Annotated in this window: 17 protein-coding genes; 10 read left to right on the top strand and 7 right to left on the bottom strand. The window is 54.0% G+C overall.

Annotation, left to right across the window (positions count from 1 at the left end):
- Positions 1 to 146 precede the first annotated feature (146 nt).
- From AB0A83_RS12180 to dksA, 4 genes are all read right to left on the bottom strand, one after another.
- Positions 147 to 983, bottom strand: coding sequence for an HDOD domain-containing protein (locus AB0A83_RS12180; RefSeq protein ID WP_150048772.1), 837 nt, complete (start codon positions 981 to 983; stop codon positions 147 to 149).
- Positions 984 to 996: 13 nt separating this feature from the next.
- Positions 997 to 2,895, bottom strand: a complete 1,899-nt coding sequence (locus AB0A83_RS12175) for a GspE/PulE family protein (protein ID WP_367154278.1) — start codon at positions 2,893 to 2,895, stop codon at positions 997 to 999.
- A gap of 146 nt (positions 2,896 to 3,041) precedes the next feature.
- Positions 3,042 to 3,950, bottom strand: a complete 909-nt coding sequence (gluQRS, locus tag AB0A83_RS12170) for a tRNA glutamyl-Q(34) synthetase GluQRS (RefSeq protein ID WP_367156163.1) — start codon at positions 3,948 to 3,950, stop codon at positions 3,042 to 3,044.
- 26 nt (positions 3,951 to 3,976) lie between these two features.
- On the bottom strand, positions 3,977 to 4,399 hold the full coding sequence (dksA, locus tag AB0A83_RS12165; RefSeq protein ID WP_150048766.1) for an RNA polymerase-binding protein DksA: 423 nt from the start codon (positions 4,397 to 4,399) through the stop codon (positions 3,977 to 3,979).
- A gap of 110 nt (positions 4,400 to 4,509) precedes the next feature.
- Between dksA and AB0A83_RS12160 the strand changes: the two genes are divergently transcribed.
- The 3 genes from AB0A83_RS12160 to AB0A83_RS12150 are packed head-to-tail and all read left to right on the top strand — an operon-like array spanning position 4,510 to position 6,737.
- Entirely contained in the window at positions 4,510 to 5,673 is a 1,164-nt protein-coding gene (locus AB0A83_RS12160; protein ID WP_150048764.1) for a pyridoxal phosphate-dependent aminotransferase, read from the top strand.
- Positions 5,664 to 5,987, top strand: coding sequence for a rhodanese-like domain-containing protein (locus AB0A83_RS12155; RefSeq protein WP_150048762.1), 324 nt, complete (start codon positions 5,664 to 5,666; stop codon positions 5,985 to 5,987). The genes AB0A83_RS12160 and AB0A83_RS12155 overlap by 10 nt, the downstream gene beginning before the upstream one ends.
- 15 nt (positions 5,988 to 6,002) lie before the next feature.
- Positions 6,003 to 6,737, top strand: a complete 735-nt coding sequence (locus AB0A83_RS12150; protein WP_150048760.1) for a DUF3581 domain-containing protein — start codon at positions 6,003 to 6,005, stop codon at positions 6,735 to 6,737.
- Positions 6,738 to 6,759: 22 nt separating this feature from the next.
- Here the strand turns inward: AB0A83_RS12150 and AB0A83_RS12145 are convergent, their stop codons facing one another.
- Together AB0A83_RS12145 and AB0A83_RS12140 are read right to left on the bottom strand one after the other, a co-directional pair.
- Positions 6,760 to 8,289, bottom strand: coding sequence for a sulfotransferase (locus AB0A83_RS12145; protein WP_367154277.1), 1,530 nt, complete (start codon positions 8,287 to 8,289; stop codon positions 6,760 to 6,762).
- A 216-nt stretch (positions 8,290 to 8,505) separates the two neighbouring features.
- Positions 8,506 to 9,417 (bottom strand): PEP-CTERM sorting domain-containing protein, encoded by a 912-nt coding sequence (locus tag AB0A83_RS12140; protein ID WP_367154276.1) that lies wholly within the window; start codon positions 9,415 to 9,417, stop codon positions 8,506 to 8,508.
- 621 nt (positions 9,418 to 10,038) lie between these two features.
- On the opposite strand from AB0A83_RS12140, the gene AB0A83_RS12135 reads away from it, so the two are divergent.
- The 6 genes from AB0A83_RS12135 to AB0A83_RS12110 all read left to right on the top strand — a co-directional run bounded on the left by AB0A83_RS12135 (position 10,039) and on the right by AB0A83_RS12110 (position 15,801).
- Positions 10,039 to 10,725, top strand: coding sequence for a VPLPA-CTERM sorting domain-containing protein (locus tag AB0A83_RS12135; RefSeq protein WP_367154275.1), 687 nt, complete (start codon positions 10,039 to 10,041; stop codon positions 10,723 to 10,725).
- 8 nt (positions 10,726 to 10,733) lie between these two features.
- A complete protein-coding gene (locus AB0A83_RS12130) occupies positions 10,734 to 11,573 on the top strand; it encodes a hypothetical protein (RefSeq protein WP_150048756.1) in 840 nt (279 codons plus the stop codon).
- Between the two features lie 32 nt (positions 11,574 to 11,605).
- Positions 11,606 to 12,031: a hypothetical protein gene (locus tag AB0A83_RS12125; protein WP_150048754.1), complete on the top strand. Its 426-nt coding sequence runs from the start codon at positions 11,606 to 11,608 to the stop codon at positions 12,029 to 12,031.
- Positions 12,032 to 12,175: 144 nt separating this feature from the next.
- Entirely contained in the window at positions 12,176 to 12,700 is a 525-nt protein-coding gene (locus AB0A83_RS12120; protein ID WP_269473482.1) for a TlpA disulfide reductase family protein, read from the top strand.
- Between the two features lie 283 nt (positions 12,701 to 12,983).
- Positions 12,984 to 13,196 carry a DUF4266 domain-containing protein gene (locus tag AB0A83_RS12115; protein ID WP_150048750.1) on the top strand — a complete coding sequence of 71 codons (213 nt, stop codon included), beginning with the start codon at positions 12,984 to 12,986 and terminating at the stop codon, positions 13,194 to 13,196.
- A complete protein-coding gene (locus AB0A83_RS12110; RefSeq protein ID WP_150048748.1) occupies positions 13,183 to 15,801 on the top strand; it encodes a DUF3570 domain-containing protein in 2,619 nt (872 codons plus the stop codon). Before AB0A83_RS12115 ends, AB0A83_RS12110 begins: the two co-directional genes overlap by 14 nt.
- A 10-nt stretch (positions 15,802 to 15,811) precedes the next feature.
- On the opposite strand, the gene AB0A83_RS12105 is transcribed toward AB0A83_RS12110, so the two are convergent.
- A complete protein-coding gene (locus AB0A83_RS12105) occupies positions 15,812 to 15,988 on the bottom strand; it encodes a hypothetical protein (RefSeq protein ID WP_190303121.1) in 177 nt (58 codons plus the stop codon).
- Positions 15,989 to 16,029: 41 nt separating this feature from the next.
- Between AB0A83_RS12105 and AB0A83_RS12100 the strand changes: the two genes are divergently transcribed.
- Positions 16,030 to 17,562, top strand: coding sequence for a sulfotransferase (locus AB0A83_RS12100; RefSeq protein WP_367154274.1), 1,533 nt, complete (start codon positions 16,030 to 16,032; stop codon positions 17,560 to 17,562).
- The last annotated feature ends 97 nt before the right edge of the window (positions 17,563 to 17,659 follow it).

Genomic DNA, 17,659 nt, shown 5'->3' with positions numbered 1-17,659 from the left:
GGCGTCGTTGCATATAACAAAGTTTCGCAGTGTCTTAACCGGCCAACCTTTATTTCGGGGTAAGTCAGTCTCGGCCGTTAAGCGGAAAATGCGATATTCAACGGTTCGGCTGTCGCCTTTTCAAGTCGTAACATGGGCGCTCCCCATTAGCTTGACAAGGCTACAGAATCTTCCAAGGCTATTTCCAACTCGGCCAATTTGATATCGCTCAGACCTAGCCGCGAGGCCTCTTCGCTGGCGGAAACCATCAGTTCAGTTTGCGGGCGGATTGAAATACCCAATTTGTACGCCACAGTGTCGGCGGTTCTGACAATTAATTCGATGGTTCCGGTAGTTTCAGTGATGGGTTGATGATGGCTGCCTGCTACCTGAGCGTAAGCGTCGGGCAGGTTCCAGGCGTTGAGCAACCAGGCTCCTTTGGTTTCGTGTTGGCTACGGATGATTTCCAGAATCAGATCGTTCGGTAAATGCAGGTTTGGATTCTGAGCGCGGATTTCGTCCAGACATTTCAACAATAAAAGTTCGCCAATGTCATGGAATAAACCGGCGAAAAAGGCTTCTTCCTCGATCGCAGCAAATCCCAAATGTCTAGCCAGCCAGGCGCTACCTAAGGCTACTGCGGCGCTGTGCTGCCATAATTTGGTCATTGCGGCGGAGAAGCCTGGATCTTTGGAGGAGAACTGGCCTTTTTGTATCATCAGCGTGGCGATTTGCACGACTCGGGATAGTCCTAGCCTGACAATGGCTTCCTTGACGGTGCTGATTTTATTTAAGCCGCCGTAAAACGACGAATTGGCGACGCGCAATACTTGGCCGGCCAAACTGGTATCCATTGCAATTTGTTTGGCGATTTCGTCCAAGGTCTTGTTTTCGTTTTTTAACGCCGCGCGCAGTTCGGCGATGGCGCGCGGAAACACCGGCAATGCGGAAGCGCCGGAAGCAATGGAAGCGTCGATCAGTTCGGTTAGCGATTTTTCGTTCATTGGGTTTTGGTGATTAGCGGGTGCCGAGTAAACGGCGTAATTCGTGTAATGGGCGCGGTTTACCGAAGCGGGGCAGATTTTGCAGCACTTCTTGCAATGTGGTTACCCCGGCGGCGGCTTTGACGAGTCCGTCTTCGATCAAGGTGACTAGCCCGGCGGTTTCCAGACTAATCCGGCGGATTTCGTAGGACGTTTGCCGGCGCAGAATCGCGTCTTTGACCATTTCGTTCAGCGTCAACAGTTCGAATACGCAAACCCGGCCGGAATAGCCGGTGTAGCGGCAGTGTTCGCAACCCTTCCCTTGCATGAATTTAGCCCCGCTCATGTCGCTTAAGCTGAGGCCTAGGCGGTGCAACAAGGTCTGATCGGGGGCGACGGTTTCGCCGCAGTGGCGACAAACCCGGCGCACCAAACGTTGGCAGACGATAGAGACAATGGTGGAGGAGATCAAGAACGCTTCGATTTCCATGTTGAGCAGCCGAAGCAAGCCGCCTATGCTGTCCTCTGTGTGAAAAGTGGTCAACACCTTGTGACCGGTTAGTGCCGCTTGAATCGCGGTGTCGGCCGAAAATCGATCGCGGATCTCGCCCAACACGATGATGTCGGGGTCTTGTCTGACGATATGTCGCAAGGTTTCTTCGTAAGTTAAATTGATTTTCGGATTGATCGAACATTGCGCCACGCCGTCGACTACATATTCCACTGGATCTTCCGCGGTTACTATGCTGACTTCCGAGGTATTCAGGTAGTCCAAGGCGCTGTACAGTGTGGTAGTTTTGCCTGAGCCGGTCGGGCCGGTAATGATGATGACGCCGGTGGGTACGTCCAGAGAATCTTGGATAAACCGTTCCAGCATCAAGGGGGCCATGCCGATTTCGCGAATGTCCAGTAATTCGGTTTTACGGTTAAGTAAGCGCAATACCGCTTTTTCGCCGTTGATCGTGCTAAAAAACGACGCCCGCATGTCCACCGTTTGATTGGTGGCCGTTTGTTCGTAGAGTATCCGACCGTCCTGATGTCGCCGTTTTTCGGCAATATCGGCGCCTGCCAAAATTTTCAGCCGACTCATCAGGGGTTGAGCCAATTCGGACGGAAAGTCGCGATGGTGCATCATTAACCCGTCGACCCGGAATCGGATGCGTAACTTGAGTTCCAGCGGTTCGATGTGAATGTCGCTGGCGCCTTGCCTTAGTGCATCGTCGAAGATTTGGTTGACGATGGTGATGGCCGATTGCTCCGACAACGCGTGCTTTTCCTGATTGAGGTTGCGTTCGTATTGCAGCAAAAACCGGCGAATTTGCGATTGTTTGGCTACAGCAGGGATCACGTCGGTGGCAAACAGAATTTCGGCCGTTCGGATAGCCTCCCTGTCCATCGGATCGGCGAAGGCCACCATGACGCCCTCCTTGGATTTTTCGATCGGCACAAAGCAGTGTTTGATGGCCGATTTGAGCATCGGTTTGGACAGCAGTGCCGGGTCTACTCTGGATACACTGAGATCGATCGAGGGTATGCCTTGCAGGACAGCCAATATTTCCAGCATTTTGGTTTCGGAAATCAGGTTTCTTTCGACCAGAATTTCGCCCAGGCGTTTTCGATTCGCTTCCTGTTGTTGCGCTGCCAGTGCCAGTTGTAGGTCTGCGCGGTCAATAAAGCCGAATTCGATCAAAAAAGTGCCTAATTTGACCTTGATCCGGTGATTTTGAAAAACATGGATTAACTGGCTATGGCTGGTGTAACCCAGTTCGCATAGCACCGCCAAAATCACTTTGGGGGATTCGAGTTTGCTTTGTACCCGTCGTGCATATTTCAGTTTGTCGGCATCGATGATGCCTTTTGTCAGTAGTAAGTCGAGAAACGTATCGATGAATGGTGTTTTATCGGTCGGGAGGCCGGACTTTTCCGTTGTCATAGTAGAGCTACGCTAGGCAGCGAGTGAATAGTGTGTTGGGTGATCAATTGCGGATCCGACGAGGTGCTAATTCTAGTTTGAAAAGCCGCCGGCGCAAGCAGGTTTCGAGAATGTAGGCCTTGCGATACCGGCAGTTGGTCTTTTCCTTAGCGCGTGGTTTGTGGTTGGATGCCGCCGAGGTTAGGCGATTCCTGCGTTTCAGGCTGCACAGCGCGTAGGCCGGACAACCGGTTTGGTTGCCAATGAACGATTGCCCATTCCAATTGATCGGCGAGCGTGGCTTCGTTTAAGCCGGACGGTGGATCTTGCCGCAATAATTGCAGCAGCAAAAATAGCGTTTGCCGGGGATTGCGCTCGTCTACCGGCGTCGCCAAGGTTTGTTTGCTGAGCTTTTGCCCTTGGGCGTCGACGATGACCGGTAAGTGGCGGTAATGCGGTTGCGGATAGCCGAGTAGAGTTTGCAGATAACGTTGTTTGATGGTGGATTCCAACAAATCGGCACCGCGCACCACGTGGCTTATCCCTTGCAGGTAGTCGTCGACGACCACCGCGCATTGGTAGGCGACGATGTCGTCCTTGCGGCGAACCACAAAGTCGCCGTGCTCCAAGCCGACGTTTTGCTCGAAATGACCTTGTATGGCGTCTTCGAAGGCGATGAGTCGGTCTCGTGTTTTCAGGCGCCAGGTTGTGCCGGGTTCCAGCGGTAGCCCCAAGTCTCGGCAATAACCGGGATAGACGGCGTGTTCGGCCAGATCCTTGCGGCTGCAGCGGCAAGCGTAGAGTAAGTCGTGCCGGGCCAAGCCGGTTAATTCCCGCTGGTAAGCGTCCACGTGCCGGCTCTGGTAGTAGACCTCGCCGTCCCACTGCAAGCCGAAACGCTGCAAACAACGCAGTATGTCGTCGGCGGCGCCGGAGATGTTACGGGGCGTATCGAGGTCGTCGATGCGCAGCAACCACTGGCCGCCGTGATGGCGAGCGTCCAGAAAGCCGGCGAGAGCGGTGTACAGCGAGCCTAGATGGAGTGGGCCGGTAGGAGAAGGGGCGAACCGGCCGATGTAGGGATTAGTGGGGTGCGGCAGGTTTAACCCATTTGCTTTTCGCGAATTTCATCCAAGGTTTTGCAATCGATGCACAAAGTGGCGGTCGGACGGGCTTCCAGGCGGCGGATGCCGATTTCGACTCCGCAGGTTTCGCAGTAGCCGTAGTCGCCGGATTCGATGTTTTTCAGCGATTCTTCGATTTTCTTGATCAGTTTGCGCTCGCGGTCGCGGGTGCGCAATTCCAAGCTGAATTCGGATTCTTGGGTGGCCCTGTCGTTAGGGTCCGGAAAGTTGGCGGCATCGTCTTGCATGTGGTGCACCGTGCGGTCGACTTCTTCCATCAATTCGGCTTTCCATTTGTTCAGGATGTTGGCGAAGTGCTGCAATTGCGCTTCGTTCATGTATTCTTCGCCTTCCTTTTCTTCGTATGGCTTGATGCTGAAATCCGACGGGGAACTATTCATCCATTGACTCCTGAAATGTCTTTAAAAAAATCGGGGCTTTTTATCAGAATGCAGGGGCGCAAGCAAGAAGTTTGTTATCATTCCGCGGCTGATTTACTTGGACCAAGGCCATGAATTTACCGCTTGCCGATAGAATGCAAGGAATCTCTTCATTTTACGTAATGGAGTTGTTGCAGCGCGCCAAGCAATTGGAGGCCGAAGGACGAGATGTCGTGCATATGGAAATCGGCGAACCGGATTTTCCGACCCCGCCGGCGGTGCTGGAAGCAGGTTGCCGAATGTTGGCCGACGGTCAAGTCAAATATACTCCGGCGGCCGGACTGCCGGCATTGCGGGCGGCAATCGCCGAGTTTTACCGCTCACGCTACGGCGTCGAGTTGGATCCGGCGCGGGTCTTCGTTACGCCGGGGGCGTCCGGTGCGTTGTTGTTGGCCTTGGGAATTAGTTTGAATCCCGGCCAGGAACTGATCATGGCCGACCCGTGCTACCCTTGCAACGCCAATTTCTTACGTTTATTGGGCGCGACCGCTTGTCATGTTCCGGTCGACGCCGCTAGCGGATACCATTTATATGAAGCGGCGATACGCGAACATTGGCGGCCGCAAACGCTAGGGGTGTTGGTGGCTTCGCCGTCCAACCCGACGGGTACCGTCATGAGCGGGCAAGCGTTGCAATCCGTGCTGGATACCACGCTGGCATTGGGCGGGGCGTTTTATTCGGACGAGATTTATCATGGCTTGGTATACGGCGAGAACGCGGTCACTGCCTTGCAGTTCAGCGATGAAGCGTTCGTGATCAACAGTTTTTCCAAATATTTCGGCATGACCGGCTGGCGGGTGGGCTGGCTGGTGGTGCCGGAAAGATTTATCCAAGCGGCCGACCGCTTGGCGCAGAACATCTTTATCTCCGCGCCTAGCCATTCGCAATATGCGGCTTTAGCCTCGTTTGGGCCGGACAATTTGGCGCAATTGGAACGTAGGCGTAGCGAATTTGAGGCGCGGCGCGACTTTTTACATGCAAAACTGACGCAACTGGGTTTCGGCATGGCGGTTAAACCGCAAGGTGCTTTCTACATTTACGCCGACTGCAGCCGTTTTACCGACGACAGTTTCCGCTTCGCCCGCGAGTTATTGGAACAGGAAGGTGTGGCGGTAACGCCCGGGAAGGATTTCGGTCGCTATGCCGCTGAGCGCTATATCCGGTTTGCATACACGGCATCTATCGATAGAATGTCCGTTGCGATTAACCGACTGGAACGATTCCTATGCCGATAACCCAATACAGTGCCCAACAAGTCCAACAACGCTTACAACAAGGCGACGAGCTGATCTTGCTCGACGTGCGCGAACCGAACGAATTCGCCTTTGCCCGTATCGACGGTAGCATGTTGATACCGCTGAGATCCCTGCCGGAGCGCTTGCAGGAATTGGATCCCGCCAAGGACATCGTGGTGATCTGTCATCACGGCATGCGCAGCCAGCAGGCTTGCCAGTTTTTGCAACAAAACGGTTTCGATCGTTTATACAATCTGAAAGGCGGCATCGACGCCTGGTCGATGGCTTGCGATTCTACAATCCCCCGGTATTAAAACAATAACAACAATATGTTTTTAAAAGCCTATTACGACAAGCAAGACACTAGCATCCGCATCTCGGCGCAACAGGCCAGTAATTTTGCCAAGGAAGTCGCGCACGACTTCAACCCCTTGCACGATGTCGACGCCAAGCGCTTCTGCGTGCCGGGCGATTTGCTGTTTTCACTGGTGTTGGAAAAATACGGCCTCAGTGAAAACATGCATTTCGTTTTTTCCGGCATGGTCGGCGACGGAGTATTGCTGGATTTTCCCGATACCAACGCCGAACAATTCGACGTTACCGACAAGCAAGGCAAGACCTATTTACAAATTCACCGTTCCGGCAAAATCAACCGGGATCAGGCGATGTTGGAAGCCTTGATCCGCGATTACGTGGCTTTTTCCGGACAAAATTTTCCCTATGTGTTGGTGCCGTTGCTGGCCAAGGAAAAGGTCATGTTCAACATCGACCGGCCCTTGGTGATCTACGAAAGCATGACCCTGAACATGCGCCGGATCGACATGCAAAACCCGAGTCTGGAAACCCTGGAGCCGGAAATGGAAGTCAACGGCAAACGGGCAACCGCTTATTTGCACTTTCAAATCGTTGCCCAAGGCGAAGTGGTCGGTACCGGCTTCAAAAAGCTGGCGGTCAGCGGTTTGCGCGAATACGAGGCGGAACCGCTGCAGGCTTTCGTCGACAATTATCTGGCGCGGAAAAACGGTTTTCTTGCCAATATGGATTCGGAACTGGCGGCGGGTTAATCGGCCCGCCGTCTGCGGAAAATTAATCCGGGTAGGCCAGGGCGCTTAAAAACGGCTGCAGCTCCGGCAGGATGGACTCGTATTCGCGGCTAAATTGCCGCCAGCGGCCTAGCGAAGAGGAATATAAAGGTTGGGCGACTTGACTGAAACTGGGGCTGGCCACGGCCTTGCCGGCAACCGGTTTGTAAAACTCGCTGACTTTGGCGTTCCATTCCAGACCGATGAACTCAAACATGCCGCGGAAGGTGGCTTCAAAATCCGTTACCACGTCTTCGTAGCGCAATTCCCGGAAGTTCATGGTGAGCTGCGGCTTCAGATACAACCAATTGCCGGTGACTTGCGCATAAAAACGGGCTATATCCTGCCAGTTCAATAAGTGCACCGTTGACGGCGTAGGGATCATGGTCTGCATGAAACAGCTCAAACAGACGTCGCGCGGATCGCGCAACAAATAAATCAATTTGGCCTCCGGAAACAGGCAATTGATCAGGCCGACGTCGATGCTGTTCATCGTGGTCTTGTCTACCAGTAGTTTACGGTCCGCCTCGGTGCCGAACATCGCCCGTGCGCGTTGCCAGTAGCTCTTGCGCAGGCGCTTGGCGGCATCGAGATCCAGCCGTTTCAAGCGTTCGACTACGCCCGGACTATCCGGATACAGGCGGTTTAATTCTTTTACTACCGACTGCAGCAAGTCGGTTTCGTCGGCGACCACCACGTCCGGGTGGGCATCCAATACTTCTTGAGTCAGCGTGGTGCCACTGCGCATAAAGCCCACAACAAATACCGGTGCGGGCAACGAGTCGGCAAAATCGGCTTCCGACCAGCGGCTTAACAGTTTGCTATCTAAACCGGCACGGTATTCCGCCAGCAAACGGGGCACGAAATGCCGGTCTACCCGCTTGACTTCCGGCAAAACGGGGGCGATTTCGCCGGCAGCGTAAAGATGCGGGAAAACGTGTTGATAAAGGCCACGCTTGTCCAACACGCGTGCGGCTTCCTTATGCGCGCGAAATTTTTCCTCCGGTTTCAGCAACGGATTCTGCAACACTTTTTGTAAGCGTGCGTTGGCGCTGTCGTATTGCTTGTCTTCGATTTCCACGGTGGCCAACAAGATGGCCAACATCGGATTGTCCGGCACCAGGCGCAGTGCTTGTTTAGCGGCCGCTACCGCCGGTTTGCGCTGATTTAACCGCGAATGCGACAAGGCCAGCAGCTGAAAACCGCGTACTTGCTGCGGGTTGATTTGCACGGCTTGCTTGCACAGTTCGGCGGCACCGGCGTAATCGTTCCAATGTTGCAGTTGGTCGGCCAAGTCCAACAGCAAACCCACCTCGCGCGATTTGCGCGCTTTTTTGCCCAGCAGCTGCCCGGATTGGCGTAAATAACCCAAGCCTTGTTCTTTTTCGCCTTGCCAGCATAAGGCTTGGCCGAGGCAAGCCAGGGTTTGCGGATCTTTAGGATTTTGTTTGGCGGCTTGGCTAAACCAATTCACCGCTTCGGGCAGATTCTTGTTTTGGATGGCGGTGTGGCCGAGGCGCAAATAGTCGCTCATGCTTTAGGATAAGTTTACGGTCAAACATATTAATGGACGGGCAGACCGAATGCAGATTGCCCGGTTTTCGTCTAGGCGCGGCATTTAAGCCTTTTGTCAACCGACGATCATGATAGGCTGCTATGGCATTAGCGTTCCGGCACACATCGAGCCGATGCGACTCGCACTTGCAGAAAATCGCTGCAAGGCGAACCGCGTTCAGATCGTGAGGGTTGCTTAAGCCTGGCGGCGTCTTAAGCCGATCAAGCCGGCCAGCGCGGAGCCGAACAACCATACTGCGCCCGGTACCGGCACTTGCGATACGGTCAGGGCGTAGCCGTCGTTGGTGTCGCCCCACTCACCGTTGCGGTAGCCGCCGATGAAGATGGTGTAGGTATGGCCGGCCAGGGCGTTGAATGTGATGGTATTCAGGTTGCTGGGGTTAGCACCGCCGACGCTGTAAGCCACGATGTCGGCAACATCCAACCCTGTTCCCGCAAAGATCGCATTAGGGTAGGGTGACGAACTGGCGGTAATGCCGCCGGCGTTGTTGCCGCTATTCCAGCCGCCGTGATGGTTGTAGTTGGTCACCGAATCCACCCCGTCGAAAATGGTGAAACCGAAAGCGGTTCCTGCTTGCTGAATGCCGACCGCGCTCAGTGTGACCAAGCCGGTGGTATCGGATTTGAACAAGCCCATGTCCAGATCGTGGCGCCAGCCGGACGCGCCGCTCTCGGCCGCATCGCTCCAGGCGCCTTTGGCCACGTCGATGTCGGCGTACACGCCGTAACGGGCGTAAGAATCGGCAGCGGAAATCTCGCCGCTACCGCCGTTGCCGCCGCTGATTTCGACCGCCCAGTTCAAATGCGCGCCGGTATAACCGAAGGCGACGTTGTTGGCGCCGGAAGTACCGGCCCATTTTGACGCACCGGTACCGTCGCCGACCGCTGCGCCGGTACCGGCGTTGGTCCAGCCGTCGGTGCCGCCGCCGTAGTTAAACGGGTCGCTGTTGTTGCCGCTGTTGTCTGCGCCGTAGCTGCTGGACAAATTGTACATGGTAGTCACGTTAGCCGAAGCGCCGGAGGTGCTGAGCGCTAAGCCGGCAACGGCGTAAGCTATGGCTTTCGCCAGTTTGGTTGGTTCGATCATCGAAAATTCTCGCTAAATGTTTGGATTAACCCGACCAGCCGATACGCCCCCGCCGCATCGGATCTGATCATTGACCTATTGCCGCGTCAAACGCCGTACGGAGGCCACACCGCTAGCTATTGCAAGCGCAGCCCGGCGTACGCCCTAATTGAATTGATGCGGATTCAGGTTCGGAGAAGCTGGAAAGATATTCCGCTGCGCCGACGTCCGTTAAAAGCAAAATCGGCGCCACAAGTCGGAAGCCGCGCCTAATGGTTGATCGCTTGGTGTGTGAAATCGGCTTAACTGCAAACTATGTTATTTCGCCTATTTCAATAAGTGATTTCACCGGTTGACTGCTTTCTGGACGCAGGGATCGAACGATGAATCTTGCGTTAAAAACGGCTGGTTAAGGCTGATCTAAGAAATGTTCGACGTAAAAGTTACGTATAAGTAGGCGTTAATAAACAACTTTCTTCAAACGGTCGGCGGCTCATTTAATCCGTTAATCTGATTTTCAGATAACAGGCATGGTTAATGCAATTTCCAGTGCGGACCAGGGACGGGCAAATAGACCCGAATTTTAACGCGCGGCGGCGCTGGAATTGTCCGCCGTGTTTTTTCAACGTTATGGAGATTTCAATGAAAAAATTACTATTAGCGGCCGCCGTGCTGGGCGCGTCGGCATCCGGAGCGCAAGCGGCGACTTTGACTTATGAAGGTACCCACCAAGCTCCGAATGCTGTCGAATATTACTGGTTTCATGCTGACGGCGGCGACGTAACCATTGTTATGGATACGTTGTCCGACGGTTTCGACGCTACCCTGACCATTTGGCAAAAGGTTGATGGTTCATACGTTGCCGGGCAACCGGATGATTCGGATTGGGCTTTCGTCAATTACAGCGTTGGCGCGGACACCCATGCGTATTTTGATGAGAGCACGCAAACCTTTAAAAATTTGGACATAGGTTATAACGTTTTCGGTGTAGCCCTGAAAGACGGCTGGCTAGGCTCGGCGTCCCTGTTTCCGACGGGAAGCTCCGATCCTGGCGCGGTTTTTAGCGGTTTGTCCGGAGACTATTTGATTACCGTAAACGGTACGCTGAACGATCCGATCGCATTTTTGCCGGGAGAGCTAATGTCTGCCGGTTGGTTGGGTTACGAAGATTATGCGCCTTACAACACGTATCCGCATGATTATAAATTCACCATCGACGGCAATGTGTCCGAAGTTTCTCAAGTACCGCTTCCAGCGGCTGTCTGGTTGTTCGGTACCGCTTTAGCCGGCTTGGGTACCTTGTCTCGTAAGAGAACCTTGGCGGCTTAATCAGCCTGATGTTCCCCCGTTATAGAAGCGGTTGTACCGTGCGTGGATTTTCCCTAGTCGTCCTATCGCTGTGGTCTATGGCGGTCGGCGCTGTCGACGTTCCGAACGGCAGCGTCGAGTTTCGCCAACAAGACGGTCAATACTTTTTTCGGGCAAGCAACGCCGATCTCAAGTCGGCTTTGGAAAGCATCGAGTCGCAAACAGACTTGCGGATTCATTATTCCGTTTTGCCGGTTGCCATCATCTCAGCGACCTGCGTGGCTGATTCCATTCAACAACTATTGCATTGCTTGCTGGACGGCAAGGTCGACATGGCGGTTCGCGAAACTCAGGGACGGAATTCAACGAGCGCACTGGAGGTATGGCTATTGGGCAGCGCCATAACCGGGGTCGATACGAGCTGCACTTCTGGTGAACCTCATCATCCGGCGTCGGGCCCGAGTGCGTCGGCGTACTCCAAAGAAGGCGACGAACCTAGCGACGAGCAAAAATTAGAATTTAGAAAACAGATGGCTGTATCCGGCACGCCGGACCAACGCACTCAAGCGTTTTCCTATCTGGCTTCCAATGCCGATTCGGAGGATCGGGACGTCAGACAAATATTCGAGGCGGCGATTGCGGAGGATAACGTCGAAGTCAAAAGCCAAGCTTTGGCCGCCTTAATACGTTGGGAAGGCGAGCAACAAGCGTCTGCCCAATTGCAACAGGCGCTGCACGATCCGGAGGTGTCGGTTCGTTTGATGGCGCTGCAACATATCGACGAAAGTACTGCGTTGATACGGCAAATGCTGCGAGACGAAGACGAAACAGTCAGACAGTTTGCGGCAATGAAATTACAAAATCGTTAATCGATGTTTTAAATTAAATTTGGGTAAACAATATGAGAGAAAAAATTGTCAACAGGTTAATTCAATCAGCTGCCATTCTATGTTCCTTGGTTTTCGTGAATACGGCTCAGGCACATATTTACTCGGGTATTATCGTTAATAAAACCACACAGGTATTGAAATTAACTTGTCCGACCGGTACAACCTACGTTAAGGCTCAAGTAGCTGATTTAGCGATCAACACCGGCATGATGGGCTTGACTGTTTTCAAAGACGGTAATGCCCAACACATAACCGATACCGTTCAAACCGATGCTGTTTATAGTGCATTTGCCACTTTATCCGCCGGCTCCGGTAATTATTACTTAATAGCCACTCAAACCGCAGCGGCAACGGGTTCGTATAGGATTCAATACCATTGCTACAATGCCAGCAATACTGAAACCACTACGACTAACGCCACGCTGACTCAGCCGTAAATATTTTAAGGCGCGGCTATTTTTCGATTACTGGGAGAGTACATAAGTACTATGTATTCTCTCGTTATTATTAAAATTAATTAGCAACTTTAAAATGGGATATTTTCGAATGGCCGTAACGAACCTGAAGGCGCAAATTGTCACGTGAAATATTTATTTTTTTTAACTTATTTCCTATCTGTAGGGTTCGCCTATGCAGGTAAGCAATCGGCTCCGGATTGTACGTTGGGCATGGATGACGTATCCGTGAGCAAGAAACTAAATAGTTACCGCGGTCAAGTGCTATACGTCGATTTCTGGGCTTCATGGTGCCCGCCGTGCGGCAAGTCGTTTCCGTTCATGAGCCGCTTGCAGCAGCAATACCGGAGCCAAGGGTTGCAGGTCATCGCGGTCAATTTGGACGAGCAGCGCGAGGACGCCGAGCGGTTTCTGGCGGAAAACCCGCATGCATTTCAAATCGCCTACGACACTGCCGCGCGTGATTGCGCGCAAGCGTTTGACGTGAAAGCCATGCCGTCTTCGTATCTGATCGACCGGGCCGGCACAATCCACCGGGTGGAACTAGGGTTTAAAGCCGAAGAAACCCAAGCTTTGCAACTAGAGCTAGAGAAGCTGCTGAGCGAGCCAATCGCGGAAACCGGAGGAGTTGCGACGGAAAAAAACCGGTAAGGATTTGCGCAGCAATCGCTTCGTTATATCGATTCATATGAATGTTCTCCCCCATCCTTCGACAGGTTTAGGGCAAACGGGGAAATCAAACCACCAAGCGCCCAGTCGCTGGTACTTTGACATGACTGAGGCCCCCCAAGGGGAGCGAACGGCCTGGGCGAGTAACGATGATACTGGGAAGTTTTGCCGCCGAAATCTCTGTGCGGACCGGCCTAACAGTGGGAGGCGAACCCCCAGATCATACGGTTCGCACGGACAGGACAGTGATACACCGAGATTACACATGATTTTTAGACTATTGATCATCGTTTTATGTACGTTGGGCGCAGGTTGCGCGGATATACAGCCTTGGGAGCGCGGCAATTTAGCCAAAGAACAAATGGCGTTCGAACCTTCGCCGGCCCAAGCCGCTTTCCGTAACCACGGCTACAGCGCGCGGGAAGCTGCTTACACTAGCGGCAGCAGCGCGACCGGAGGCGGTTGTGGCTGTTATTAAAAAAGCGGACAAAATCAACGAAGCCGGCGCGCTACAAGCGTTAACCGCCGCGGCCTTACTGTTGCCGGGCTTGTTGCCGGCACCGGTGCACGCGGTCGAAGACGCTGAATTTACCGTTCAATACGGCCGTTATCAGGAGGGCGATAGGCAGGTTTATTCGGTGGAAGCCGAAACCAATAATCTAGCCCCGCGTAAAGTGTTCGTGCCGCAGCATTTTCGGCCGATAGAAGCGGATAGTTTGTCCGGCAGCATCAAATCGGCGTTGACCGATAGAATCCGATTTAACGCCAATTTCAGCCAGGATACTTGGGCCGGGGCAACGCCGGTAGCTACAGCGCCGGCAATCTTCGGTTTTAATAATGTTAATGGTGGCGGGCCGGACTCTAACCACAATTTTGAAAACGGGGTAGTCAGTGGCGCATCTCCCTATTTAGCCAATACCAACACATTATTATTGTTCAATAAACAGCTCGACCCCCTAGGTTACGCCTTCGATCTGAATACCTTTATCGGAAAATCCTATATCGATCGGCAACTCACGCATACCATGGCTCAGGCTTCGCCGGAAACCCGCCGCCAAGGGGATTTTTCCTTAGGTTACGATTTCGACGACGCGTCTATCAATGTCGGTGGCGGGATTTCTTATGAGCCCGATTACGAATCGCGCTTTTTTAATCTCGGCGGACGCTTCGACTTCAATCGCAAGCTGACCAGTTTGGGTTACGGTGTGAGTTACACCAACAGCACGACCAACGCTTTGGTCGATCATCATGCGAATGGCTATATTTCCGTCGCTCCGGAAGGCGCTGATTCTTACGACATGGATATCAAGACGGTTCAACAGTACGGAACTCGCTTGATTACCGGCCGGCGCCAGGATTGGGGCTTCAATTTAAATCTGACACAGGTGTTGACTAAAAATGCTTGGGTGGAGTTGAGCGGCAACTACACTCACGCTACCGGCTACATGAGTAATCCATATAAAGCGGTGATGGCGTTTACCCAGGATGCTGGTCAACAATCGGTTGTTGATTCGTTATTCGGTGCCGATTCCGGACTCTATGCTTACGCGGTTACCTCGTATTTCGAACGACGACCGCAAGAACGTAACCAATTCAACTGGAATGCCCGCTTCGTGCAATACGTGGAGCCCTTGGACGCGTCCTTGCACGTGGGATACCGGTTTTTTCACGACAATTGGGGGATTCAAGCCCATACCTTCGACGCCGATTGGGTGCAGTCGCTGGGCAGCGGTTGGAGTGTCACCCCCAGAATCCGCTATTACTCGCAAGAGCAGGCCGATTTTTATACGCCTTATCTGGTGTTGGCTAACGGCAAATTGCCGGGGTATTTTTCCAGCGACCACCGCTTGTCGGGATTCGGCGCCTTGGGCGGTGGTGTTAGCGTTAAAAAAGAATTCGTTAAAGGCATCAGTCTGGAAGCCGGTTTCGATTATTACAGTCACCAAGGTTCGCTGAAATTGGGCGGCGGCGGGGAAGGTGCGTACGCGGATTTCGATTATTATACGGTCAACGGCGTGTTGAACGTCAACATGGCTGCCGCCGGCCGCGGCTTGTTCGGCGCCGGCGGTCATGCGCAACACGCGATGCACGGTGCGCCGCTGCCGTCCGGGGTGATGTTCGGCCATACCTTGGCTAAAGACCAGTTCATGGTCGGCTATCGCTATCAGTACAGCCGCGAAGCCGGCGATTTGTTGCGGGAAACCCGCCCGGTCGGCGATGCCGAGGTGGTGGCCCAGGGCTGCGGTAACAATCCCTGTTACGTGGCGCCGGCCGAAATGAGCATGCACATGCACATGCTGGATTTGATGTACGCACCAACCGATTGGCTGACCTTGATGCTGATGCCCCAATTTATGGACATGCACATGAATATGCGCGATTTGGCCGGGGCGCCGAGTGCGGGTGGGCTGGATAACTATCTTGGGATAGCCGTAAGTCACGCCAAACACGAACACATCACCGGCGAAATCGGCGACACCGGCATTTACGCTTTGTTCAAGCTATTCGAAAATCAAGGCCAGCACGTGCACGCCACCGCCGGCTTTACCGCGCCTACCGGTAAATCGGATACCCAATTACGCGGCGCGCACGGTTTCGATATCGGCTACATCCATTACGGCATGCAAATCGGCAGCGGCACCTGGGATTTCAAACCCAGCCTGACCTATACCGGCCAGTGGGAACGCTTGTCGTGGGGGGCGCAATTCAGTGCCACCGTGCGTACCGGTCAAAACAACTCCGGCTACACTTTGGGCGATCAGTTGCAAGGCACGGCCTGGGGTGGCTACCGGATGATGGATTGGCTGCACGCCACGCTGCGCGGCATTTATACCGACATAGGCAGCATACGCGGCGGTTATCCCAAGGGTTCGCACGTGCCGATTGGACCCATGGATTATTCCGGCAGCTACGGCGGTCGTTATTGGGACGTCGGTTTCGGCCTCAACGCGTCGGTACCCGGCGGCGACTTCGTCGGCAATACTTTCAGCGTGGAATGGCGGCAGCCGGTCATGGACGACGTTAACGGTTATCAGCTGGAGCGCGACGGTGCGCTGTCCGCCAACTGGAGTTACATGTTCTAAGCCGCGGCGTTCACTGTAGGTTCATCGTCGTTCCGGCAGGGATTCGCTTACGCGCTCTACGGGTGCCGGAATCCAGACTGCAAGCAAAGCGTTGAGTCTGAACAATCGATACCTGGTGGATGCGGGTGTCCTGCGACATGGCCAATGAGTGCGGCTCCTGAGCGTCGTAAAATTTGTTCGCAACCATCGCTTAAGAGTATGCCTGCCAAGGCTTAGTCGCTTCAACCGATGACAAACGATTATTTTCAACGCGGCATCGCCGCGGTCAACGCCGGCGACCTCGAGCACGGGGTGCGCTGTTTCGAACTGGCCGTTAAACAGCAAGCGGGCGAGGCCAAACCCTTGGCTTATCTTGGGCAAACTCTGTTTTGGCTGGACAGGCAGCAACAAGGGCTAGCCTGTTTGCGTCAAGCCGGTCAATGTTTGCTGAAACGGGCGAAGAAAACCAAAAATTTTGCCGAAATTAACGCCTTAGCCGCTCAGCTGCAGGATTGTCACGACTACGAGGGCTCCATTCATCTGCTGCAGCAAGCGGCAGCACTACGAAAACCCGATGCGTTGAGTTTGCAATTGTTGGCGCGAGCCTACGAACGCACCAATCGCATCCCAGTCGCCTTATCCGCCGCGCGTTTGGCCTTGAGTTTGGCGCCAAACCAACCGGCTTTGCCTCTGCTGCTGGCCGGTTTGGAAGCGAAACACGGCGACTTGTCGGCGGCGCGGCAGCGTTTGCATCGGCTATTGGCAGACGAGCAAGCCTTGCCCGGCGAAATTGTCTACCGGGCGCATAAGGAATTAGCCTTGGTATTGGATAAGCAGGGTGAATATGCCGCCGCTTTCGACCAGTTGCAGACCGCCGCCGCCATCGGCCGGCAATTGCCCGAGTGGCAAGCCTTCGACAAACGGCAAATTCCCCAGATGCTGGCCGATTATCGAGACCGTCTGCAACGAGGGGCGTCGCCGGCTAACCCAGTGGAGGAGATCGCGCCGGACGAACCGGCGCCAGTGTTTATCGTCGGCTTTTTACGTTCCGGCACGACCTTGGTGCAAGAAGTAGTGGCGGCGCACAGCGGCGTATTCGTGGCCGACGAAACCGAACTGGCGGCCGCTTTACGCCTGGAACTGAACCGCATGGCCGGCCCGCAAGGTACGGTGTTCGATCAACTGGAACGGGTAGGCGCCGACGGCATCCGCCGATTGCGCCGTTGCTATTGGCACAAGGCCGAGCAACGTTATGGCGCTGTCGCCAAGCAAAAGCTGTTCGTCGATAAAACCACGCTGAATACGCTGGAACTGGGTTTGCTCGACGCGGTGTTTCCCGACGCCAAGTTGATATTCGTGCAGCGCGATCCGCGCGACGTCTGTTTGAGCTGTTTCATGCAGACCTTGCAGGCCAGCGCGGTCAGCGTGCATCTGCTGGATTGGCGGGACACGCAACGTTTGTATCTGGAAGTGATGCGCTGGTGGCTGTTCGTCAAACCGCGTTTGCGAATGGCTTGTTGCGAACTGCGCTACGAAGCGGCGGTTACGGAGTTTGCCGTCACCTTTCAGGCCTTGTTTGCTTTTCTTGGCTTGATTTGGCAACAGGACGTGACCGAGTTTCACCGTCAGACCGCTAAACGGGTGATTGCCAGTCCCAGTTATCATCAAGTATCCCAGCCTTTGTATCGTTCCGCGCTCGGCCGCTGGCACCGCTACCCCGAAGCTTTCGCCGCTTGCGATGAGGATTTTTCGACCTTAATTGCCGAGCTTGGTTACCGGTAGCCTGCCGGCTAAATTTAAATGTTTGTTCTGAACCGTTCGAAACAACATGACTGTGAAAGTTATACAAGGGGCGACGCCCTCGCTGCGAAAAGCGTTT

The sequence above is a fragment of the Methylomonas sp. HYX-M1 genome, assembly GCF_040741385.1.
Lineage (GTDB): Bacteria > Pseudomonadota > Gammaproteobacteria > Methylococcales > Methylomonadaceae > Methylomonas > Methylomonas rhizoryzae.
Note: the sequence above shows the minus strand (reverse complement) of the source record. Positions and strands in the feature narration are given on the sequence as shown.